Below are 22,180 nucleotides of genomic sequence, written 5' to 3' on the forward strand. Positions count from 1 at the left end.
GTTAGGCTCCTCGAGGATTCAATTTGCGTTTGGGTGCCTTGAATACAACATGGATCTCGACCGGCTGTTCGCTGTCAGTCGTAATTTGTGCGTAGCCGTTGGCATCGGTTTTCCCCGCCTGCCGGACGCCTCCGACATTCGCGATGAAGTCACGATTGGGCAAAGGCTCCCCGGTCGTGCTGTCCGAAATGAAGAACCACCGGGAGTGTGGTGATTCGATGCGGGAGCTCGGTGGTGGAGAGACGGTTGCGGCCGGCCGAGTACTTGTCGGCGGAGCGATGAGCGTCGCGACTTGTTCCGCCGTGAACGTCATCTTCATGCCACGCTCTGCATAGAAGACCGGCGGGGGATTACAACCGCAAACGTTGATGTCGCCGCTGAGCGCCCACTGCTCGCCATTAGGCGCGGTGCCCGGCAAACGCGGTCCCTTGGGCGCAATGAATCCTTCGCGTTTGCAGGCCGTGCAGTAGGTTTTCATGTAGAGAGTGGCAATCTCCACGCGCGGAGGGGGATTCGAACAGGTGATGTTCGGCAGCCCGTCAATGATCACTGCATTCCCGGCGCGGTCGCCTCTTGCGAGGAAATATCGAATCATGTACCCCTCGTCAACTCGTCGCTTTCGTGATGCGTCCGCCGCGCTCGGTTAGCGACCCGATGGTCGCAAGCAGATGCGTTGCTTTGATCGACGAATCAGGCTGAGCGTCCTTTTGTCCTTCAACGTGCGGCATAGAAAAAGCTCCTTACGATGATTGAATGAGGGGCAACTGAGCACTCATATTCGAAGGCGCGGCAACACGTCTATAGGATTGGTCCGAAATGAGCGAGTATTGCTTTTGTTGAATGCCGGCTGCATAACAGACGAAACAAGGGTTGATGGCAATCAAGATCTTTGGCGTATGTGAGCTGCATCGCGATACTCTTGCTCCCGGCAGCGCGATTGCGCCTCACCTTATTTACTTCACCGGAGCATCAATGACATTCACCTGCAGAAACCAATCCTGCCAAGCTCAATGGGAGCAAGCCGACGTCATCATCAAGAACGAAGGACAAGGCCTCCTGTTCCGCTGCCCGATGTGCGGCGCGCGCAACTACGTCGAGCGCTTCGAGGCCGACGACGGCACCGTCGTCTACGAGCAGATCGAAGGCCGCCCCATGACGTAAACGCATGCCCCGCATGACAAAGTTTCGATTGTGGCGGCCATTTCGGTCGGGCCTAATCTGCATACTCTAACGAGGCCCCGGCCATGCGCCGGCCTCATCGGCACGTACGCCGCGCGGCACTAGGCCGCCGGATGGAGGAGCGAACATGCAGAGCGCCTGGACACCACGCTCGAAACTGCCCGATGTGGGCACCACGATTTTCACCGTGATCGGCCAGCTCGCAGCCGAGCACGATGCCCTGAACCTGTCGCAAGGCGCGCCGAATTTCGCGCCGGACGCGAAGCTCGTCGACGGCGTCGCCGCCGCGATGCGCGCGGGGCACAACCAGTACGCGCCGATGGCCGGCATCGGCGCGCTGCGCGACGCTCTCGCCGACAAGGTCGAGCGCCTCTACGGCGTGCGCTACGACGCGCAAACCGAAGTGACCGTGATCGCGAGCGCGAGCGAAGGCCTCTATTCGACGATCAGCGCGCTCGTGCATCCCGGCGACGAAGTCATCTACTTCGAGCCGTCGTTCGACAGCTACGCGCCGATCGTCCGCCTACAGGGCGCGAAGCCTGTCGCGATCAAGCTTTCGCAGCCGCATTTCCGCGTGAACTGGGACGAGGTCGCCGCGGCGATCACGCCGAAGACGCGGATGATCATCGTCAACACGCCGCACAACCCGACCGCCACGATCTTCAGCGACGACGACATCGCGCGCCTGAAAGCGCTCACGCGCAACACCGGCATCGTGATCCTCTCCGACGAGGTCTACGAGCACGTCGTGTTCGACGGCGCGCGCCATCACAGCATGGCGCGGCACGGCGAGCTGGCCGAGCGCAGCGTGATCGTGTCGTCGTTCGGCAAGTCGTATCACGTGACGGGCTGGCGCGTCGGCTACTGTCTCGCGCCCGCTGCGCTGATGGACGAGATCCGCAAGGTCCACCAGTTCATGGTGTTCTCCGCCGATACGCCGATGCAGTACGCGTTCGCCGATGCGCTCGCCGAGCCGGAGAGCTATCTCGGCCTGTCCGCCTTCTATCAGAAGAAGCGCGACCTGCTTGCGCAAGCGCTTGCCGAATCGCGCTTCGAATTGTTGCCGAGCGAGGGCAGCTTTTTCATGCTCGCGCGCTTTCGCCACTTCTCCGGCGAAAGTGACGGTGACTTCGTGCTGCGCCTGATTCGCGACGTGCGCGTGGCGACGATTCCGCTCTCCGCGTTCTACACGGACGGCACCGACGAGGGCGTGATCCGCCTGAGCTTCTCGAAGGACGACGCGACGCTGATCGAAGGCGCGCGCCGTCTTTGCTCGATCTGAGGAAGCACGATGAGCAAAGAAATGATTGAGACGCTGACCGCGGCCGTCGTGCAGATGAGCAGCACCGCCGACGTCGCGCAAAACCTCGGCGAAGCGCGGCGCTGGGTGGAGCAGGCCGCACGCGAAGGCGCGACGCTCGTCAGTCTTCCGGAGTACTTCTGCTGGATCGGCAACGACGAGCGAGAACGCGTCGCGCTCGCCGAGCCGTTCGGCGCGGGGCCGATCCAGCGGGCGCTCGCGCAGCTCGCGCGCGAGACCGGTGTGTGGCTGATCGGCGGCACGGTGCCGATCCGTCCCGAACGCGGCGGCGCGCAGGAAGGCACGCACGCTTGCAACACCGCGCTGCTGTTCGATCCGGACGGAAACTGCAGCGCGCGCTACGACAAGATCCATCTGTTCAGCTTCAACCAGGGCGCCGAGCGGCACGCCGAGGCCGACACGATGATGGCCGGCCAAAGCATCGGCACGGCGCACGGGCCGTTCGGCACGCTGCGGCTGTCGGTCTGCTACGACCTGCGCTTTCCCGAGCTCTACCGCGCGGCGCCGGCGGCCGACGTGATCGCGGTGCCCGCGGCGTTCACGCACACGACGGGCCTCGCGCACTGGGAGCTGCTGCTGCGCGCCCGCGCGGTCGAGAACCAGGCCTACGTGATTGCGGCGGGCCAGTGCGGCACCCACGTGAACGGCTGGCGCACGTTCGGCCACAGCATGATCGTCGGACCGTGGGGCGACGTGCTCGCGCGCCGTGACGACGAGCCGGGCATCGCGGTGGCGCGGCTCACCGCATCTTCGTTGCGCGAAGTGCGCGAGCGCCTGCCGGTGCTCACGCACAAGCGCATCGCGACGCCATCCGAGGTCGCCGCTTTTTGACTGGCGCGTCATCGATGCCGATGACGCGCCCAAGCCGCCGGTTGAGCGGCCCGCAACATACCCAAGGACACCCAGGCAAGGAGATCCACGATGAAACGACTCAACGTTCTGCTCGCAATCGCGTGCGCATTGGCATCGGTATCGGCGTTCGCCGACGCGACTTCGATGCGCTTCGGCCTCGAAGCGCAATATCCGCCGTTCGAATCCAAGGGCCCGGACGGCCAGCTGCAAGGCTTCGACATCGACATCGGCAATGCCGTCTGCACGGCTGCGCACCTGACGTGCTCGTGGGTCGAGACGTCGTTCGACGGCCTGATCCCGGCGCTGCAAGGCCGCAAGTTCGACGCGATCAACTCGGCGATGAACGCGACCGACAAGCGCCGTCAGGCAATCGACTTCACGACCGTCATCTATCGTGTGCCGACGCAGCTGATCGCGAAGAGCGAAAGCGGCCTCGTGGCGACGCCGGAGTCGCTCAAGGGCAAGCGAGTCGGCGTGCTGCAGGCGTCGATCCAGGAGACCTTCGCGAAGGCGCACTGGGAGCCGGCCGGCGTGACCGTCGTGCCGTACCAGGACCAGAACCAGGTGTACTCGGACCTCGTCGCGGGCCGCCTCGACGCGACGCTCGTGCTCGCGCCGGCGGGCCAGACGGGCTTCCTCTCGAAGCCGGACGGCAAGGGCTACGCGTTCGTTGGCCAGCCCGTGCACGACGACAAGATCCTCGGCAGCGGCATTGCGTTCGGCATCCGCAAGGGCGACGACGCATTGCGCGGCCAGTTGAACGCGGCCATCGCGAAGGTGAAGGCCGACGGCACGGTGAAGACGCTCGCGCAGAAGTACTTCGGCAATATCGACGTCTCGGCGAAGTAACGGTCGAGGCCAGGCAAAGGAGCGGGCGGATGGCGGCGAGCGGCGGCAATGGAGAGCAGGAAGTCACGGCAGTGCTGCTGAAGGAGCTGGGCGGCGACCTCGTCTCGCTCGGCGGCGCCATCGATCCACGCTACTTCACGGCCTATAACGAAGCGCCCGGCGTGCGGCCATGCGCGGTGATCCGGCCGCGCACGGTCGATGACGTTTCGCGCGCGCTTGCGCTCTGCTCGCGCTTGAAGCAACCCATCGTGCCGCAGGGCGGCGTGACCGGGCTCGCGCGCGGCGCGGTCGGGCTCGACGGCGAGGTCGTGCTGTCGATGGAGCGCTTCGCGGGCCTCGAGGAAATCGACACGGCGGCGGGCACGGTCACGGTCCGTGCCGGGACGCTGCTGCAAACGGTGCAGGAAGCCGTCGACGAAGCAGGCTTCGCGCTCGGCATCGATCTCGGCGCGCGCGGCTCGTGCCAGGTCGGCGGCAACATCGCGACGAACGCGGGCGGCAATCGCGCGATTCGCTATGGCGTGATGCGCGAGCAGGTGCTCGGTTTGGAGGCGGTGCTGGCCGACGGCACCGTCGTGAGCTCGCTCAACAAGATGCTGAAGAACAACGCGGGCTTCGATGTGAAGCAGCTTTTCATCGGCAGCGAAGGGACGCTTGGCGTCATCACGCGCGCTGTGCTTCGCTTGCATCCGAAGCTCGCGCCACCCGCGACCGCGCTGTGCCGCGTCGCCGGCTACGACGCAGTCGTCAAGCTCTGGCACCGCGTGCGCGCGACGCTGCCGTCGGTCATCAGCTTCGAAGCGATGTGGCCGGAGTTCTATCGATTCGTCGCGGCGAATACGCCCGGCGTCACCGCGCCGCTCGCCGCGGACGACGGGTTTGTCGTGCTGATCGAATGCGCGTCGAGCGAAGCGGCAGCGTTGGCGACGGATGCACATGAAGCGCTCGAGCAATGCCTCGGCGCATGCTTCGAAGACGGCTTGCTCGATGATGCGGCACTCGCCGCCTCGACACGCCAGGCGCTCGAGATGTGGACGCTGCGCGAAGGCCTGGCGATCGACACGCTGCCGCACCTGATCAACTTCGACGTGAGCCTGCCGATCGGCGTGATCGGTGCGTTCGCCGCGCGTTGCCGCGCGGCGCTTGGCGAGCGCTGGCCGCATGCGGTGAGCCTTTTCTTCGGGCATATCGGCGACAGCAACATCCACATCGGCGTCTCGCTCGAAGACCTGCCATTGCATGGCGAAGACGCCGTCGATCGCGTCGTGTACGAAGTCGTGCGCGAGATGGGAGGCTCGATTTCGGCGGAGCACGGGATCGGCCGCCTCAAGCGCGCCTATCTCGGCTATTCGCGCAGCGCCGCGGAGATCGAGCTGATGGGCCGCATGAAGGCGGCGCTCGATCCGCTCGGCATTCTGAATCCCGGCAAGGTCTTGTAGGCAGGCATCGATTGCGTCGCGAGCGGTCCGATTTCCCCGCTCGGGTCAGCCGACATGCGTGCGTTTTGCCGAAGGGGCGACGGTTTCCATCGTCGTCAGGCCATGCACGATGCCGCAGTCCTCGACCGTGTGCTCGCCCACGCATTGCTCGCGCAGCGCGGTCAGCTGCGTCTTGAGCTGCTCCAGCTCGGCGAGGCGCGCATTCACGTGTCCGATGTGCTCGTCGAGCAGCGTATTGATCGAGCCGCAGCGCTCGGCGGGGTCGTCGGTCAGGCGCAGCAGCGCGCGGATTTCGTCGTGTGTCATGTCGAGTGCGCGGCAGTTGCGGATGAAACGCAGGCGCTCGACGTGCTCGGCCGAGTAGCTGCGGTAATTCGCATCGGTGCGCTGCGCGTCCGGCATCAGCCCCTCTTTTTCGTAGAAGCGGATCGTTTCCGTCGTGCAACTCGCGGCTTTTGCCAGTTCTCCGATTTTCATGTGCTTCCCCTTTTCCTCGCCTTGACCTTGTAGCGGCTTCAAGGTGTTAACTGTACGTCAACGTACACAAGGATGCAGGAAGCGCGTCATGACCCAAACCAAGAATCCGCTCGAAGTGCACAACGCACCCCGCCAGCCACAGGAGTGCGGCGGCGCGCATGACCACGGAAAGGCGCACGGCCATGGGCACGCGTGCGGGCATGGTCATGGGCACGATCACGAGCAGGGGCATGCACATCACCACGGGCATGAGCACGACGGTGGCCGCGATCACGACCATCAGCACGGCCACGGCCACGACGACGCCCATTCGCACGATTCGCACGGCAGCGCCTGCTGCAGCGCTCCCGCGCCGTCGCTGGCCCCGCTGCGCGCCGCGGAAGTGACCGCCGGCGGCGTGCGCACGTCGATCCGCATCATGCAGATGGACTGCCCGACCGAAGAAGCACTGATCCGCAAGAAGCTCGGCCACATGCCGGCGGTCTCCGCCATGGAGTTCAACCTGATGCAGCGCGTCCTCACGGTGGTCCACGCGCCCGATGCGCAGGCGCCGGTGCTGGACGCAATCCGCTCGCTGGGCTTCGTGCCCGAACTCCCCGACGCCGATGCCGGCACGCACGAGGCAATCGCGCCGCCGCCGAAGCGCACGTGGCCGCTGGCGCTCGCGGGCGTCGCGGCTGCCGCGTCGGAAGCCGCGACCTGGTTCGGCCTGCCCGCGTGGCTGGCGGCGCTGCTTGCGGGCATCGCCATCGCCGTCTGCGGATTGACGACCTACAAGAAAGGCTGGGTCGCGCTCCGCAACGGCAACCTGAACATCAACGCGCTGATGAGCATCGCCGTCACCGGCGCGATGGTCCTCGGGCAATGGCCCGAAGCCGCGATGGTCATGGTGCTGTTCACGCTCGCGGAGCTGATCGAGGCGAAGTCGCTCGACCGTGCGCGCAACGCGATCCAGGGCCTGATGCGCCTCGCTCCCGACACGGCCACGGTCCAGCAGCCCGACGGCAGCTGGGCTTCGGTCGACGCCCGCTCGGTCGCGGTCGGCGCCGTGGTGCGCGTGAAGCCGGGCGAGCGCATCGGCCTGGATGGCGAGATCGTCGCGGGCCGCTCGACGGTGAATCAGGCGCCGATCACCGGCGAAAGCCTGCCCGTCGAGAAGGCCGAGGGCGACGCCGTATTCGCCGGCACGATCAACGAGTCGGGCTCGTTCGACTACCGCGTGAGCGCCGCCGCGAGCAACACGACGCTCGCGCGCATCATCCACGCCGTCGAGGAAGCGCAAGGCGCGAAGGCGCCGACGCAGCGCTTCGTCGACCGCTTCGCGCGCGTCTATACGCCGATCGTGTTCGCGTTCGCGCTGCTCGTCGCCACCGTGCCGCCGCTCTTGTTCGGGGCGCTGTGGCACGAGTGGATCTACCGTGCGCTGGTGCTGCTCGTGATCGCGTGCCCGTGCGCGCTCGTGATCTCGACGCCGGTCACGATCGTCAGCGGCCTCGCGGCCGCCGCGCGGCGCGGGATTCTCGTGAAGGGCGGCGTGTACCTCGAAGAAGGCCGCAAGCTCGCGTGGCTTGCGCTCGACAAGACCGGTACGGTCACGCAAGGCAAGCCGGTGCAGACCGACTTCGAACTGCGCGCGGACATCGATCTCGAGCGCGCCCGGCATCTTGGCGCGAGCCTCGCGGGCCGCTCGGATCACCCGGTATCGCAAGCGATCGCCGCGTCCGCGGCAGGCCGGATCGGCAAGAGCGTGCTCGACGTCGCCGATTTCGAGGCGATTCCCGGGCGCGGCGTGCGCGGCACGATCGACGGCTTGCCGTACTGGCTCGGCAACCATCGGCTCGTCGAGGAGCTGGGGCGCTGCTCCGCCGAACTCGAAGCGCGGCTCGACGCGCTCGAGCAGCAAGGCAAGACCGTGGTGATGCTGATCGACGGCGAGCGCGTGCTCGCGCTCTTCGCGGTCGCCGATACCGTCAAGGAGACGAGCCGCGCCGCCGTGGCGGACCTGCACCGGCTCGGCATCCGCACGGCGATGTTGACGGGCGATAACCCGCACACGGCGCAGGCGATCGCGGCGCAGGTCGGCATCGACGATGCGCGCGGCAATCAGTTGCCGGAGGACAAGCTCAATGCGGTCGACGCTTTGTCAGCGAACGGCGCGGTGGTGGGCATGGTCGGCGACGGCATCAACGATGCCCCGGCGCTGGCGCGCGCGGGCATCGGCTTCGCGATGGGCGCGATGGGCACGGACACCGCGATCGAAACCGCCGACGTCGCGCTGATGGACGACGATTTGCGCAAGATTCCCGAGTTCGTGCGCCTGTCGCGCACGACGCATGCGGTGCTGGTGCAGAACATCGCGTTCGCGCTCGTCATCAAGGCGCTGTTTCTCGGCCTCACGCTGGCCGGCATGGGCACGATGTGGATGGCGGTGTTTGCCGATGCGGGCGCGAGCTTGATAGTCGTGGCGAACGGGTTGCGGTTGTTGCGCAAGTGATGAGCAGGGCGCGCGGCGGCGGTGGAGTCCGCGCGCGAGATCGCCGAGGTCTTCCGGTTGATGAATGCTCATGATTGTCCTGCCCTCGTTCGTGCTCTCAATAAAACGCCGGGCCGCCCCAAGTTTTATTGACCCCCTCGGGGGGCCTGGCGCGCAGCGCCAGGCTTGGGGGCACTCAGAAATAGCCTTGCTTCTTGCGCTGCTCCATCGCAGCTTCCGAGGTCTGGTCGTCCATCCGCGTGGCGCCGCGCTCGGTGATCTCGGTCACCGCCGTCTCGGCGATGATCTTCTCGACGTCGTCCGCGTCGCTCTCCACGGGGCACGTGCAGCTGATGTCGCCCACGGTGCGAAAGCGCACGAGCGCCGTCTCGCTCGTCTCGCCCTCGCGCATCGGCGTGAGCGGCGTGACCGGCACCAACAGCCCGTTGCGGCGCACGATCTCGCGGTGGTGCGCGTAGTAGATCGAGGGCAGCTCGAGCCCTTCGCGGGCGATGTACTGCCACACGTCGAGCTCGGTCCAATTCGAGATCGGGAACACGCGCAGGTGCTCGCCTGCGTGCAGGCGCGCGTTGTAGAGGCTCCAGAGTTCCGGGCGCTGCGCCTTCGGGTCCCATTGGCCGAACTCGTCGCGGAACGAGAAGATGCGCTCCTTGGCGCGCGCCTTCTCTTCGTCGCGGCGCGCCCCGCCGATCATCGCGGTGTAGCCGTGCGCTTCAATGGTTTCCAGCAGCGTGACCGCTTGCGCGACGTTGCGCGAATCGGTCTCGCGGCGCAGGCGCACCGTGCCGCGCTTGATCGAGTCCTCGACGTGGCCGACCACCAGCTGCGCGCCGATCTCGGCGGCGCGGCGGTCGCGGAAATCGATCACCTCGCCGTAGTTGTGGCCCGTGTCGATGTGCACGAGCGGGAACGGCAGCGAAGTCTTGCGGTTCGCGCCGAGGCCGAAGGCTTTCAGCGCCAGGTGCAGCACCACCACCGAATCCTTGCCGCCCGAGAACAGCAGCGCAGGCTTGCTGCATTCGGCGACCAGTTCGCGCAGGATGTGGATCGACTCGGCTTCGAGCCAGTCGAGGTGAGCCATGCGGTTTGCTGGTTGGCGCGATGCCTCGGCGGGCGCCGGGTCGAGTAGGTCGCTCATGTTTGCTCTCGATGTGGTGTTCCGTTGTTCGGTTCAAGTCCGCCGATGGTTGCATCACGACTGCGTGACGCTGCGATAGGCGATATAGGCGGCGATCAACAGCAGCATCGCTGCGAATAGCTGGCGCAGCGTATCGCCCTTGTTCGCGAGCGTCTTGGCGGCGCGCATGCCGGCATTGCCGCCGACCACGCCGCCCGCGACGAGCGCCAGCGAGAGCGGCACGCTGACCTTGCCCGCGATCGCATAGTTGACGCCGGTGGTCGCGCCGAACACGATCACCGACAGCAGCGACGAGGCCACTGCCTCGAGCATCGGAATGCGGGCGATGAAGTGCAGCGCGGGCACCGAAAGAAAGCCGCCGCTAACGCCGAAGAATCCGGCGACGCCGCCGATCGCAACCCCGGCTCCGGCCGTGGCGATGCCGCGACCGGCCCACTCCGGTTCCTGCCGCGCGTCTCCGGCTGCGCTGAGACGCGGGGCAGCGGCGCGCGAGCGCGAAAACATCATCACGCCGACAACGGCGACGACAGCCGCAAGCAACAGCATCACCACGCCGCCATCGACGTGCAGCGACCACCTCGACCCGGCGAACGCGCCCGCCACGCCGGCCGCCGCGAACACCGACGCGGTGCGCCAGCGCACGAGTCCCGCACGCGCATACGCGACGAGATTGACGAGCGCGGTCATCGCAATCGAGATGGCCGTCGTGCCGATGGCCATGTGCGGGTCGCCGACTTTCACGAAGTAGAGCAAGAGCGGCACGGCGAGCATGCCCGCGCCGCCGCCGACGAGACCGAGCGCAAAGCCGATCGACAGCCCGGACACGCCGGCAAGGGCGATCTGCGTATGCAGCCACGACAGTGCGATCGACATGTTGCGCTCCTATCGGGGAGTCGGTCAGGGGCTCAGTCGGTCACTTCGAATGCCGGGTCCAGTTCGTCGAGCGTGTAGCGTTCCGTAGAAGCCTGCCCGGCGTGCGCGGCGGCAAACTGCTCCATACGGGCGCGCACGGTCGCGAGATACTCGGCGCGATGCCGCCGCAGCGCGAAGTCGCGGAAGTTGGCGTGTTCCAGCGTCTGCCACGCGTCGGTCCGGCCGGCGTCGGAATGTCGGCGTGCGGCATCGAGCGCCGCGGTGTCGACCGGCGCCTGCGCATCGGTCGTCAATTCGTAGCCGTAGCGCCGCATATAGCCGGCGGTGAGCGTCTCGATCACGGCGATCTCGTCTGCCGACAACTGATGCTTGTATTTGTCGATGTTCGCCGCGATCGGCGCAAAGCAGTTCGACGACCAGAGCGAGGACATCTGCGAGATCTGCCGTGCTTCCTGCGAGCGCGAGACGTCGAGCATCTGCGGCAGGAACTCGATGCCGAAGAACATGCAGATCCGCCGCAACGTCGCCTCCTGGTCGTGCAGGAAGTCTTCGTAGCGCACCGTCAGCACGCGCTCGGGATAGCGGGCGACGAGCGCGTCGGCGGCGCGGTGCGCGGCGACCCACGTTTGCGCGTTGAGCAAGGTGTCGAAGTCGTGAATGATCGCCTTGTTCATCGACGCGATCTGCGCGCGCGGATCGCGCACCACGTTGAGAAACCGCATCTCGGGGAAGAGGCGCATGAGCTCGTCGCCGTAATGCACGCTGTCGAGCGATTTGTCCATCGCGACGCTCGCACCGCGCGCTTCGCTTGCGCGCAGGAGCAGCTCCCATACGATGCGATGCACGCTGCGCGGCTCGTGCCGGATCACCTCGAAGATCTCGACCGGATCGAATACGATGCCGGGCCATTTCACCATGCTCGCCGCCTGCAATCCGATCACGTCGCAGACCAGACGGAAATACGCGCGGTCGTCGCCGAGGTCGCCGTAGAGCGGCACGATCGGCATGAAATCGACGATATGCAGCGGGTACGGCGAATAGAACGCGGGATTGAAATTCAGGCGCAGGCGCAGGGCGTGGCTGCCGCAGCGGCGCAGCGGAATCATCAGTACCGGGCGGGGGCGGCGCGCGGGTGCGTCGGACGGGATGGCGGCGTTCATCGGCGGGTCTCCTGGTCGTGGGGCGGAGTCGATGGGCGAGGCGCCGGCACGATGCCGCCGCCCGACAGCACGAAATGGCCGGCAAAGGCATCGATGAACGCGCCCAAGGCGTCGGCGGGCAGCACGTTGATGCCCGCTGCGGCGCGCCTTCCGCCGCCGCTCGCGAAGCGCTCGCACAGCGCGTTGGCCGGATGCGCGTGCGGGTCGCTGGAGCGGACGCTGACGCAGCAGGACCCGTCTGCGGCCGCGGTCAGCACCGCGAACGAGGCGCCGAGGTCTTCGGCCGCGAGGCGGTTCGCGAACGTCCCCGATATGCGCCTCGACCAGCATGTGTCGGGGAGCACGTAGATCGCGCCGCGGTCCCAGGCGCGGTAGGGCGCGAGCGCGGCGACGCACTCGACGTCTTCGCGGTAGCCGTCCGCGAGCAGCCCGTAGCAGGGCGAGGCGGCGATGAAATCGAGCGGGTCGGCAAAGGTGTGCAGCTCGCGATAGAGCGCATCCGGCGCGACGTGCAGATCGGCGACGGCGTCGCCATAGGCGTTGTAGTTGAGCAGCCGGCCGAGCTCGTCGAATGCCGCTGTCTCGCACTCCGGGTAGCCTGCGCTCGCCGCGAGCCGGCGAGCGCAGGGGCCGAGGTTGTCGCCGAACGCCGCGACGATTGCCCACGGGCGATATCGGCCGCCCAGCTCGCGGTCGACGATGAGGCTCGTGCAGACATCCGCCGAGTCGTCCCAGAAGAGCCGCAGCCCGGGATGCGCGAACGCGCGGCTGGCGGAATGATGATCGTAGTAGGCGACGCGCGCGCCGGTTTCGACGAGGCGCGTCAGGTCGGCAAAGTTCGTGTCGAGCGAGACGTCGAGCACGGTGACGTCGACTCCCGGCTCGCCAGGCACGCGCCGCAGCAGCTCGACGTCGCGCTTCACGCCGGTGATCAACTGCGCATCGGCCGGATACGCGAGCCTCAGCTGATGCAGGGCGCAGATGCCGTCCGCGTCGCCGTTGAACACGTCGTAGGCGAGCGGGGCTGCCGGACGCTCATTTCGCGGCAGCATGGCGCTTGCCTTCGCAACGTTCGCGTTCGATCAGATACGCGTGGAGCTCGGCCGCCGCGCCGCCGTGCGCCAGTTGCGACGTATCGACGACGACCGACGGCGCAAGCGGCGGTTCGTAAGGCGACGTGACGCCCGTGAAGTGCCGGATCTCTCCCTGCCGCGCTTTCTTGTAGAGCCCCTTCGGATCGCGCGCTACGCACACCTCGAGCGGCGTGCTCACATGGACTTCGATGAAGCGATCTTCGCCGATGATCCGCTGCGCTGTGGCCCGGTCTTTGCGATAAGGCGAAATCAGCGAGGCGATGACAATCAGCCCGGCGTCGTTCATCAGGCGCGCGACCTCGCCGGTGCGCCGGATGTTCTCGCGGCGGTCGTCCTCCGAGAAGCCGAGATCGCAGTTCAGGCCGTAGCGCAGGTTGTCGCCGTCGAGCACGGTGCAGGGACGCCCGTCGGCCCTCAACCGCTGCTCGAGCTCGAAGGCGATGGTCGACTTGCCGGCGCCGCTCAAGCCAGTGAGCCAGAACGACACCGGAGGATGGCCGAACTGCAGAGGGCGCATCTCGCTGGCGGGGCCGCCGCCGTGCCAGAACACGTTCGACGGCGCGCCGGGGCGGTGGTGCTCGGCGTCAGGTTTGACGGGCGCGCGCGCCTCATCGCCAGATGGAACGACCAAGCCGGGTACGACCTGCACATTGCCACTCATGAGTTTCCCCTCTCGAGGGTTACAAATTAGCAAGCCAAAGCGAAGTCGGGCCGAGCTCGAACTCGGCAGGGTGCGTCTCTATCAGGTCTGGCTTGGCGCCCGCGCGGCGCGCAATCGTTTGCTTCTTTGCGAAAAAAAACAGCGCGCCGCTTTCAGGGCGGCGCGCGTCTCGTCAGGCGGCTTCGGCCGTCTCGTAGACGAATTCCTTGCGGCTCGCCGCCGAAGCGTACGCCGGCTTGCGCGCCGCGCCGATCGTCGGCTCCGGCTGGTTCAGCTTGAAGATGCTGACGGTCTGGACAAGCGCGGCAGCCTGTTCGCGCATCGATTCGGCTGCGGCCGCGGCCTCCTCGACGAGCGAGGCGTTCTGCTGCGTCACCTGATCCATCTGGGTCAGCGCCTGGTTGATCTGCTCGATGCCTTGGGCCTGCTCGTCGCTCGCGCTCATGATGTCGGTCATGATGACCGTCACGCGTTTGACGCTCTCGACGACCTCGCCCATCGTCGCGCCGGCTTCTTCGACCAGACGGTTGCCGGCGTCGACCTGCGCCGCCGAGCCGACGATGAGCGCCTTGATTTCCTTGGCCGCGGCCGCCGCCCGCTGCGCGAGGTTGCGCACTTCGCCCGCGACCACGGCGAAGCCGCGGCCCTGCTCGCCGGCGCGCGCCGCTTCGACCGCCGCGTTGAGCGCGAGGATGTTGGTCTGGAAGGCGATGCCGTCGATGACGCCGATGATCTCGACGATCTTGCTCGACGCGTCGCTGATCGCGCCCATCGTCTGCACGACGCCCGACACCACCGTGCCGGCGCGCTCGGACACCTGCGACGCCGACAGCGCGAGCTCATTTGCCTGGCGCGCGTGCTCGGAGTTGCGCTTGACGGTGGCGGTCAGCTCCTCCATCGACGCCGCGGTTTCTTCGAGCGACGCTGCCTGCTCTTCAGTCCGCGACGACAGATCGAGATTGCCGGTTGCGATCTGGCTGGCGGCCGAGGCGATCGTGCTGGTGCTCGTGTGGACCTGGCTGACGATCGCTACGAGACTGTCGCGCATCGTCTTCATCGCATGCATGAGGCTCGAGGTGTCGCCGTCCTTCGAGATCACGTCGACGGTCAGGTCGCCTCGCGCGACGCTGGCTGCCGCGTCGACCGCATCGCCGGGCTCGCCGCCGAGCTGCTTGAGCAAGCCGCGCGTGATGACTGTCGCCGATACGATGCTCGTCAGCAGCGCCAGCGACGCGATCACGAGGATCAACGTGCGGCTGCTCCGGTACGAGGCTTTTGCGGCGGTGGTTTCCTCGTCGTTCTGCCGATGCTCGAGATCGCGCAGCTGACGCACGAAGCCCCACCATTTCGCTTGCACCGGGCGCAATTCGAAGCGCAACAGGTGGTAGGCCTCGTCTTTCTGGCCGGCCAGCACCATTTCGCGCGCCTTCTGCATGAGCGGCTGGGCCTGCTCGCCTTGCTGCCTGATCTGCTCGAGCAGCGCTGTTTCTTCCGGAGTCGTGCCCGGCAGCGCGAACATCGTGGCGAGCTTCGCCCGGGCTTCTTCATACGCAGCGGCTTCTTCGTCGAAGCGCTTGGCTTCGATAGCGATCTGGTCCTGCTGGTCGGCCTGGAGCAGGATCAGGTTGCGCAGCGCGAGCGCGCGATTCGAAATGGTCTGGTCGAGGCGGTTCGCCAGCGCGGCTTCGACGGAGTTGACGTCGGTAATGTCGACCATCGATGCCTCGAGCTCCGACATGCGATACAAGCCGAATAGTGTGACGAATACCAGCAGCAATGAAACCAGCGCGAAACCGGTTCCAAGACGGATGGCAACCTTCATGTGAGAGAAGTTCATGGCCCTGGCGCCTTTTAAAAAGGACACGCTTCCACCGGGAACGTGTCAGTTTCTATGAGTGCGTAAACGGCGGCCTGAAGGGGATTCTAAAGCGTTAAGTCAGACAAATTGTCTGTTATTACGACATTCTCTTAAGTGAATTTTTAACTGAGTGGGTGAAACCGGTTCCGTAGGAAGAAGGGAAGGCGCGTGTAGGGGAAACCTGTCAAGCGGGCTGGCGGTGGGGGATGACAGGAAGTGCGTCAGGCAGTTGGGGCTATCGGCTGACGTATTTTGCGGGTGCGAGTGGTGAATCGCTGTTACGTGCTCGCTGTGCGTCGCGCAAAGCAAAAAGGCTTGCACGAACGTGCAAGCCTTCGAATTTCTTGGTGGGGCGTGAGTGACTCGAACACTCGACCTACGGATTAAGAGTCCGCTGCTCTACCAACTGAGCTAACGCCCCAACAGACTGCGAATTATGCAGGACTTTTTGAGCCTTGCCTAGCCCCTTTCGTCATTTTCTTAAAAAATGTGTAGACCAGTTGCCGGTGCCGACGCAAGGCACTCGTCGACGACCCGAGCGCCCCCTCTTTGGTGCACGTTCCGCGGTCCCGGTATGATGACGCCACCGTCAGGCTGCGCGATCGTCGCTAGGCCGGCCCGGAGACAAATCATGGACGAAACCGAGGTTCTCGAGTTGCTCGACCGCGTGCTGGCGCCATGGGTGCGCACGCTCGGGCTAAAGCCGGTGTCCGTCACGGAGGAAGGCGCGACGCTGCGCTTGCCGTTTTCGGGTGAGCTGCGGCATTCTGGCGGCGTCATCTGCGGGCAGGTCTTCATGGCGGCGGCGGATACGGCGATGGTGGTCGCGATCTCGGCCGCGCTCGGCGGCTTCAAGCCGATGACGACCGTTTCGCAGAACATCAGCTTCATGCGCGCGGTCCGCAAGGGCGACGTGCTCGTGGCGGCGCGCGTGCTGCGCCTGGGCCGCAATCTCGTGTTCGGTGAAATCGAGCTGACCGACGAAGACGGCAAGACGGCCTGCCACGCCACGACCACCTACACGCTTTTCGACTAAGAACATGTTCGATCAGGTCGTATTCGCGGGGGGCGGCAATCGCTGCTGGTGGCAGGCCGGCTTCTGGGACGTGGTGCAACCGGAGATCGGTCTTGCGCCTCGCGTGATCACGGCGATCTCGGCGGGTGCCGCCACCGCCTGCATGCTCTATACGCGCGACGCCGAGTGGGTCATGCGCTATTACGAAGACGCGCTGCGGCACAACACGAAGAACGCCTACTGGGGAAACCTCCTGCACCCAGGCAAGTCCGTGTTTCCGCACTATCGGATCTACCGGCAGGCACTGCTCGACATCTACGGCGAGCCGTTCGCGAAGCTCGCCGATGCGCCGGAGATTCGCGTCGGCGTCTCGCATGTGCCGCGCTGGCTCGGCGCGCGCAGCGCGGTGGCCGCCGGCCTCGTCGCTTACAACATCGAAAAGCACGTGCGCAAGACGCTGCATCCGACGCTCGGCCGCTCGCTCGGCTTTCGTCCGGAGTTCGTGCGCGTGCAGGATTGCGCGCGAGTCGAGGATCTCGCCGACCTGATTCTGCAGTCGTCGTGCACGCCGCCGTTCACGCCGGTTTTGCGGCGCGGCGGCCGTCCGGTGCTCGACGGCGGGATGGTCGACAACGTGCCCGTCGGCGCGCTCGACGCGTCGCCGGGGCGCGTGCTGGTGATGGTGACGCGGCTCTATCCGCGGCCCCAGACCTTCGCGCTCGCGCATGGCGAGCAGCAGCGCATCTATGTGCAGCCGTCGCGCAAGGTGCCGATTTCGAGCTGGGACTACACGAGCCCAGCGCAGATGCGTCCGGCGTACGATCTCGGCCGCGCCGACGGCGAGCGGTTTTTGCAACGCTTGCCGGCAATGCTGGAGGTTGCGGCGCACGCTTGATACCTGCCGCGTCGCACGCACGCCGGTCAGCAAAAAATTCGCAAGAAACCCGCAAAGAAATAAAGCGGCGCCGAGCGCTGCCCGCGCCCGGCGCCGCCGTCACCTGCTCGATCGGCTTTGAACTGGTAGTCAGTCGCGCTCGCGCTGCCGGTTGTGGCGGCGCGCGCCCGAGATCGCTTCCGGATTCGCGACGCTCGACGTATCGCCGCGATCGAACGCGAGGATGTTGTTGAACGCCGCTCTGAAGTACAGCTCGTAGCTCTCGCGCTCGACATAGCCGATATGCGGCGTGCAGATCACGTTCTCGAGCCGCAGCAAGCCATAGCCTTGCAGGATCGGCTCGCTTTCGTAGACGTCGACGGCGACCATCCCCGGCCGGTTGCGCGCGAGCGCGGCGGAGAGCGCGCCCTCTTCGAACAGTTCGGCGCGGCTCGTGTTGACGAGCAGCGACGTGGGCTTCATCCGCAGCAGGTCGTCGAGCTTGACGATGCCGCGCGTGTCGTCGTGCAGGCGCAGATGCAGCGTCAGCACGTCGCTCTGCTCGAAGAACGCTTCGCGGCTCTCGGCGACGTCGTAGCCATCGGCCTTCGCCGCTTCGAGCGAATGCTCGCGGCCCCAGATCATCACCTTCATGCCGAAGGCCTTGCCGTAACCGGCGACGAGCCGGCCGATCTTGCCGTAGCCCCAGATGCCGAGCGTCTGTCCGCGCAGCACCTGGCCGAGCCCGAAGTTCGGCGGCAGCGCGGACGTCTTCAGTCCCGACTGCTGCCAGGCGCCTTGCTTAAGGTTTGCCACGTATTGCGGAATGCGCCGCTGTGCGGCCATGATAAGCGCCCAGGTCAGTTCGGCCGGCGCGACCGGCGAGCCGACGCCTTCGAGCACCGCGATGTTGCGCTCGGTACAGGCCTCGAGATCGATATGGCCCGCGACTTTTCCGGTCTGGCTGATCATGCGCAGATGCGGACACTTGTCCAGCAGTTGCGAGGTGATGCGTGTGCGCTCGCGAATCAGCACGAGCGCGTCGACTTCGGCGAGGCGGCTCGCCAACTGACCGAGGCCGCGCACCGTGTTGTTGAATACTTTGACTTCGTGGTCCGCAAGCAATTGAAAGCAATCGAGCTTGCGTACCGCGTCCTGGTAGTCGTCGAGAATGGCAATCTTCATAAGCAGGTATGTTTTGCGGCGCACGATGTGCGCAATGAACGGAGTGATATCCTTGACGCTCCAACCTGTGGTGTGAAGCACAAGCTGGCATGAGCGATGCGACGCCAGTCATCACGATGCTCATTACTGTGGATAGACAGGACTCTCACTTTTTAACAGCTTGTCGCGTGAAGATGCAAGCCGTGACAAACAAAGGCTGCCGCCGGCAAGCTGAATGGCTCCTGACGTCATGCAACTCAGCGCGCACAGGGGTTTCCCCGATACCGTGCGAACGCGCCTCTCGCCTGCAGCGTCAGCGAGCGCCTACCGTTTCCCTTTTCACAATCACAAAACGGAGACAGCTCGATGAATCATCCCGCCTTCGGAGGCCAAGTCACACTTGAAGCCCCTGCCTACATCAAGCATCGCCGGCTGATCGACTGGGTTCAGCACGTCGCCGCGCTGACGAAGCCCGAGCGCATCGTCTGGTGCGACGGCTCGCAGGAGGAATACGACCGCCTGTGCGCCCAGATGGTTGCCGCCGGCACGCTGAAAAAGCTCAATCAGGCGTTGCGGCCCAACTCGTATCTCGCCTGCTCCGATCCTTCGGATGTGGCGCGTGTCGAAGATCGCACGTTCATCTGCGCGAAGCATCGCGAGGACGCGGGGCCGACCAACAACTGGATCGAGCCTGCTGAAATGCGTGCGACGCTCGACGGTCTCTTCGACGGTTCGATGCGCGGCCGCACGATGTATGTCGTGCCGTTCTCGATGGGGCCGCTCGGCTCGCCGATCGCGCACATCGGCGTCGAGCTGACCGACAGCCCCTACGTCGTGACCAACATGCGGATCATGACGCGCATGGGCCGCAAGGTGTACGACGTGCTGGGCGAAGACGGCGAGTTCGTGCCGTGCGTGCATTCGGTCGGCGCGCCGCTCGCCGCGGGCCAGGCCGATGTCAGCTGGCCGTGCAATCCCACCAAGTACATCGTTCATTTCCCCGAATCGCGCGAAATCTGGAGCTTCGGCTCGGGCTACGGCGGCAACGCGCTGCTCGGCAAGAAATGTTTCGCGCTGCGCATTGCGTCGACGATGGGCCGCGCCGAAGGCTGGCTCGCCGAGCACATGCTGATTCTCGGCGTCACGTCGCCGGAGGGGCGCAAGTATCACGTCGCGGCGGCGTTCCCGTCGGCCTGCGGCAAGACCAACTTCGCGATGCTGATTCCGCCGGCGGGCATGAGCGGCTGGTCGATCTCGACGATCGGCGACGACATCGCGTGGATCAAGCCCGGCAAGGACGGCCGTCTCTACGCGATCAATCCGGAGGCCGGCTACTTCGGCGTCGCGCCGGGCACGAGCGAGAAGACCAACTACAACGCGATGGCGACGCTCAAGGAGAACGTGATCTTCACGAACGTCGCGCTGACCGACGACGGCGACGTCTGGTGGGAAGGCATGACCGACGCGCCGCCCGCGCACCTGATCGACTGGCAGGGCCAGGACTGGACACCCGCGATCGCGAAGGAGACCGGCCGCAAGGCGGCGCATCCGAACGCGCGCTTCACGGCGCCGGCGTCGCAATGTCCGTCGATTGACGTCGACTGGGAGAACCCCGCGGGCGTCGCGATCGACGCCTTCATCTTCGGCGGCCGCCGCTCCACGACCGTGCCGCTCGTGACGGAGGCGCGCAACTGGGTCGAAGGCGTCTACATGGCCGCGACGATGGGCTCGGAGACGACGGCCGCGGCGGTCGGCCAGCAGGGCGTCGTGCGCCGCGACCCGTTCGCGATGCTGCCGTTCTGCGGCTACAACATGAGCGATTACTTCGGCCATTGGCTTGCCGTCGGCGACAAGCTCGAGGCGCTCGGCGCCAAGCTGCCGAAGATCTTCTGCGTGAACTGGTTCCGCAAGGGCGCGGACGGCAAGTTCGTCTGGCCCGGTTTCGGCGAGAACATGCGCGTGCTGCGCTGGATGATCGGGCGCGTCGAGGCGCGCGCGGTGGGCGTCGACCACGCGTTCGGCGTGTCGCCGCGCTACGAGGACATCGATTGGCAAGGGCTCGACTTCACACGTGAGCAGTTCGAGGAAGTCATCTCGGTCGACGATGCTGCGTGGCGCAAAGAGCTGGTGCTGCATGGGGAGCTGTTCGAGACCTTGCGCCATCGGTTGCCGGACGCGCTGACGCAAACCAAGACGGCATTCGAAGGGCGCTTGCGCGCATAGGTTGGGAAGTCTTTGCTTCGCCGGGAAGGCCGCCGCCAAGGCGGCTTTTCCTTTTTGGGCGTGATTTTCTAAAATTAGAGGGGATTGTAGAAATTCAATTTGACCCCGAATCGATCTTTGGTTATTTCTTCTGGTACGTGCGCGGTAGCGTTTTTTAGGCTGATTGTTTCTGAAAGGGGAATAATCGACCCATCTGGTACGTACCAAAATGAATAATCAACAAAAATTCACGAGAAATCTTCTGCCATTGGGCAACTCTGCGCGGATTCTCCAGTCGTAGGACAATCACCAATTGTGCTTCACTCGTTTCCTGAAACAGAAGCAGCGGCAGGAGTTGTCAATGGATCATCTGCAGTCAATGCGCGTGTTCGTCAAAGTGGCGGATCTCGGCAGTTTTGCTCGCGCCGCGAGCGCAATGGATATTTCGAACGCAGTCGCCACGCGCCACGTCGCCGACCTCGAAGGCCGGCTGGGCACGCGCCTGCTCAACCGCACCACGCGCAGTCTGTCCCTCACCGAATCCGGTCAGGTGTACCTGGAGCGCGCGCGGCAGATTCTCGACGAACTCGAAGACGTCGAGCAAATGGTCGTCGCGCGCAATCACGAGCCGGTCGGCACGCTGCGCATTGTCGCGCCCGTCGTGTTCGGGCTGCATAATCTCGCGCCCGTGCTGCAGACCTATACGGAGCGCTATCCGAAGGTCGTCCCGGACCTAACGCTGGTCGACCGGCAAGTCGACCTGGTCGAAGAAGGCTTCGACGTCGGCATCGTGATCGCACGGCAGATGAGGAGCGCGAGCATCGTCACGCGTCGCCTCACGACCGGCTGCCTGACCGTCTGCGCGACGCCGGCTTACCTCGAGAAGCACGGTGTGCCGACGCGCCCGGAGCATCTACTCGAGCACCCGTGCCTGAGCCTGCCGTCGGAATACTGGGGCGACGAGCGCGTGTTCACGGGGCCGGAAGGCGAGGTGCGCGTGCGTCCGGCGAACGTGATCATCGCGAACAACACGGAAATGCTGCGCCAGTTCGCGCTGCTCGGCATGGGCATTGCGATTCTGCCGAGCTACCTGATCGGCAGCGATATGTCGCGTGGCCAGTTTGTGCGGCTGCTGGGCGATTACCGGTTGCCGCAGGTCGAAATCAACGTCGGCTATCCGAGCCGGCGGCACTTGCCGGCGAAGGTGCGCACATTCATCGACCACCTCGTCGAGCACTTCAGCCAAACGCCGAATAGCCAGCTTGGCGAGCAGTGGATCAAGGGCGAGATGGTGCGGCCGGCTGCGGCCCCGGCTTCCGGACCGGTGGCGCCGGCCCCCGTCGAACTGCGCGCGGCCAAGGCGGCGTTCGAGCGTCGCGACGATGCGGAAGAGCGCGCCGAACTGATCGATGAGGCGCTGTCGCCGAAGGTGGCGAAGTCGTCTCGTTCGCGCACGCCGGCGCCGTGGCCGGTGCCGGTTTACGCGAACGAGCACTGAGTCGCTTGGCGAGAAACCGTCGGTGAAAGGAC

The 22,180-nt window shown here is 65.6% G+C and carries 19 protein-coding genes and 1 tRNA gene; 10 read left to right on the top strand and 10 right to left on the bottom strand.

The window, feature by feature from the left end:
* Position 1: 1 nt before the first annotated feature.
* The gene (locus tag FAZ69_RS34050; RefSeq protein WP_240702446.1) at positions 2 to 595 is read right to left on the bottom strand and encodes a PAAR domain-containing protein; all 594 of its coding nucleotides are present in this window, start codon (positions 593 to 595) and stop codon (positions 2 to 4) included.
* Positions 596 to 972: 377 nt separating this feature from the next.
* Here FAZ69_RS34050 and FAZ69_RS24150 point away from each other — a divergent pair, with 377 nt between their 5' ends.
* The 5 genes from FAZ69_RS24150 (at position 973) to FAZ69_RS24170 (ending at position 5,640) form a co-directional block, all read left to right on the top strand.
* Positions 973 to 1,161 (top strand): hypothetical protein, encoded by a 189-nt coding sequence (locus FAZ69_RS24150; protein ID WP_136897685.1) that lies wholly within the window; start codon positions 973 to 975, stop codon positions 1,159 to 1,161.
* A 145-nt stretch (positions 1,162 to 1,306) separates the two neighbouring features.
* A complete protein-coding gene (locus tag FAZ69_RS24155; protein WP_136897617.1) occupies positions 1,307 to 2,461 on the top strand; it encodes a pyridoxal phosphate-dependent aminotransferase in 1,155 nt (384 codons plus the stop codon).
* Positions 2,462 to 2,470: 9 nt separating this feature from the next.
* Positions 2,471 to 3,331, top strand: a complete 861-nt coding sequence (locus tag FAZ69_RS24160; protein WP_206171234.1) for a carbon-nitrogen hydrolase family protein — start codon at positions 2,471 to 2,473, stop codon at positions 3,329 to 3,331.
* 90 nt (positions 3,332 to 3,421) lie between these two features.
* Positions 3,422 to 4,201: an ABC transporter substrate-binding protein gene (locus FAZ69_RS24165; protein WP_136897618.1), complete on the top strand. Its 780-nt coding sequence runs from the start codon at positions 3,422 to 3,424 to the stop codon at positions 4,199 to 4,201.
* Between the two features lie 29 nt (positions 4,202 to 4,230).
* Positions 4,231 to 5,640 carry an FAD-binding oxidoreductase gene (locus FAZ69_RS24170; protein ID WP_136897619.1) on the top strand — a complete coding sequence of 470 codons (1,410 nt, stop codon included), beginning with the start codon at positions 4,231 to 4,233 and terminating at the stop codon, positions 5,638 to 5,640.
* 45 nt (positions 5,641 to 5,685) lie between these two features.
* Here FAZ69_RS24170 and cadR read toward each other — a convergent pair whose 3' ends face one another.
* Positions 5,686 to 6,117: a Cd(II)/Pb(II)-responsive transcriptional regulator gene (gene cadR, locus FAZ69_RS24175; RefSeq protein WP_136897620.1), complete on the bottom strand. Its 432-nt coding sequence runs from the start codon at positions 6,115 to 6,117 to the stop codon at positions 5,686 to 5,688.
* 88 nt (positions 6,118 to 6,205) lie between these two features.
* Between cadR and FAZ69_RS24180 the strand changes: the two genes are divergently transcribed.
* Positions 6,206 to 8,611, top strand: a complete 2,406-nt coding sequence (locus FAZ69_RS24180) for a heavy metal translocating P-type ATPase (protein WP_136897621.1) — start codon at positions 6,206 to 6,208, stop codon at positions 8,609 to 8,611.
* A 175-nt stretch (positions 8,612 to 8,786) separates the two neighbouring features.
* On the opposite strand, the gene cysD is transcribed toward FAZ69_RS24180, so the two are convergent.
* The 7 genes from cysD to FAZ69_RS24215 all read right to left on the bottom strand — a co-directional run bounded on the left by cysD (position 8,787) and on the right by FAZ69_RS24215 (position 15,816).
* Positions 8,787 to 9,749, bottom strand: a complete 963-nt coding sequence (gene cysD / locus FAZ69_RS24185) for a sulfate adenylyltransferase subunit CysD (RefSeq protein ID WP_136897622.1) — start codon at positions 9,747 to 9,749, stop codon at positions 8,787 to 8,789.
* Positions 9,750 to 9,803: 54 nt separating this feature from the next.
* Positions 9,804 to 10,622, bottom strand: a complete 819-nt coding sequence (locus FAZ69_RS24190) for a sulfite exporter TauE/SafE family protein (protein WP_136897623.1) — start codon at positions 10,620 to 10,622, stop codon at positions 9,804 to 9,806.
* Between the two features lie 32 nt (positions 10,623 to 10,654).
* Positions 10,655 to 11,782 (bottom strand): sulfotransferase family protein, encoded by a 1,128-nt coding sequence (locus tag FAZ69_RS24195; protein ID WP_136897624.1) that lies wholly within the window; start codon positions 11,780 to 11,782, stop codon positions 10,655 to 10,657.
* The gene (locus FAZ69_RS24200; RefSeq protein ID WP_136897625.1) at positions 11,779 to 12,834 is read right to left on the bottom strand and encodes a DHH family phosphoesterase; all 1,056 of its coding nucleotides are present in this window, start codon (positions 12,832 to 12,834) and stop codon (positions 11,779 to 11,781) included. Before FAZ69_RS24200 ends, FAZ69_RS24195 begins: the two co-directional genes overlap by 4 nt.
* Positions 12,818 to 13,537: an adenylyl-sulfate kinase gene (gene cysC / locus FAZ69_RS24205; protein ID WP_136897626.1), complete on the bottom strand. Its 720-nt coding sequence runs from the start codon at positions 13,535 to 13,537 to the stop codon at positions 12,818 to 12,820. Before cysC ends, FAZ69_RS24200 begins: the two co-directional genes overlap by 17 nt.
* Before the next feature lie 172 nt (positions 13,538 to 13,709).
* Positions 13,710 to 15,374, bottom strand: a complete 1,665-nt coding sequence (locus FAZ69_RS24210; protein ID WP_136897627.1) for a methyl-accepting chemotaxis protein — start codon at positions 15,372 to 15,374, stop codon at positions 13,710 to 13,712.
* Between the two features lie 366 nt (positions 15,375 to 15,740).
* Positions 15,741 to 15,816, bottom strand: a tRNA-Lys gene (locus tag FAZ69_RS24215).
* A 210-nt stretch (positions 15,817 to 16,026) separates the two neighbouring features.
* On the opposite strand from FAZ69_RS24215, the gene FAZ69_RS24220 reads away from it, so the two are divergent.
* Entirely contained in the window at positions 16,027 to 16,431 is a 405-nt protein-coding gene (locus FAZ69_RS24220) for a PaaI family thioesterase (protein WP_136897628.1), read from the top strand.
* Positions 16,432 to 16,435: 4 nt separating this feature from the next.
* Positions 16,436 to 17,305 carry a patatin-like phospholipase family protein gene (locus FAZ69_RS24225; protein WP_136897629.1) on the top strand — a complete coding sequence of 290 codons (870 nt, stop codon included), beginning with the start codon at positions 16,436 to 16,438 and terminating at the stop codon, positions 17,303 to 17,305.
* Between the two features lie 129 nt (positions 17,306 to 17,434).
* On the opposite strand, the gene FAZ69_RS24230 is transcribed toward FAZ69_RS24225, so the two are convergent.
* Entirely contained in the window at positions 17,435 to 18,469 is a 1,035-nt protein-coding gene (locus FAZ69_RS24230) for a D-2-hydroxyacid dehydrogenase family protein (RefSeq protein ID WP_136897630.1), read from the bottom strand.
* 345 nt (positions 18,470 to 18,814) lie between these two features.
* On the opposite strand from FAZ69_RS24230, the gene FAZ69_RS24235 reads away from it, so the two are divergent.
* Together FAZ69_RS24235 and FAZ69_RS24240 are read left to right on the top strand one after the other, a co-directional pair.
* The gene (locus tag FAZ69_RS24235; RefSeq protein WP_136897631.1) at positions 18,815 to 20,671 is read left to right on the top strand and encodes a phosphoenolpyruvate carboxykinase (GTP); all 1,857 of its coding nucleotides are present in this window, start codon (positions 18,815 to 18,817) and stop codon (positions 20,669 to 20,671) included.
* Positions 20,672 to 21,011: 340 nt separating this feature from the next.
* A complete protein-coding gene (locus FAZ69_RS24240) occupies positions 21,012 to 22,148 on the top strand; it encodes a LysR family transcriptional regulator (RefSeq protein WP_136897632.1) in 1,137 nt (378 codons plus the stop codon).
* The last annotated feature ends 32 nt before the right edge of the window (positions 22,149 to 22,180 follow it).

The sequence above is a fragment of the Trinickia terrae genome (assembly GCF_005144415.1).
Classification (GTDB): Bacteria; Pseudomonadota; Gammaproteobacteria; order Burkholderiales; family Burkholderiaceae; genus Trinickia_A; species Trinickia_A terrae.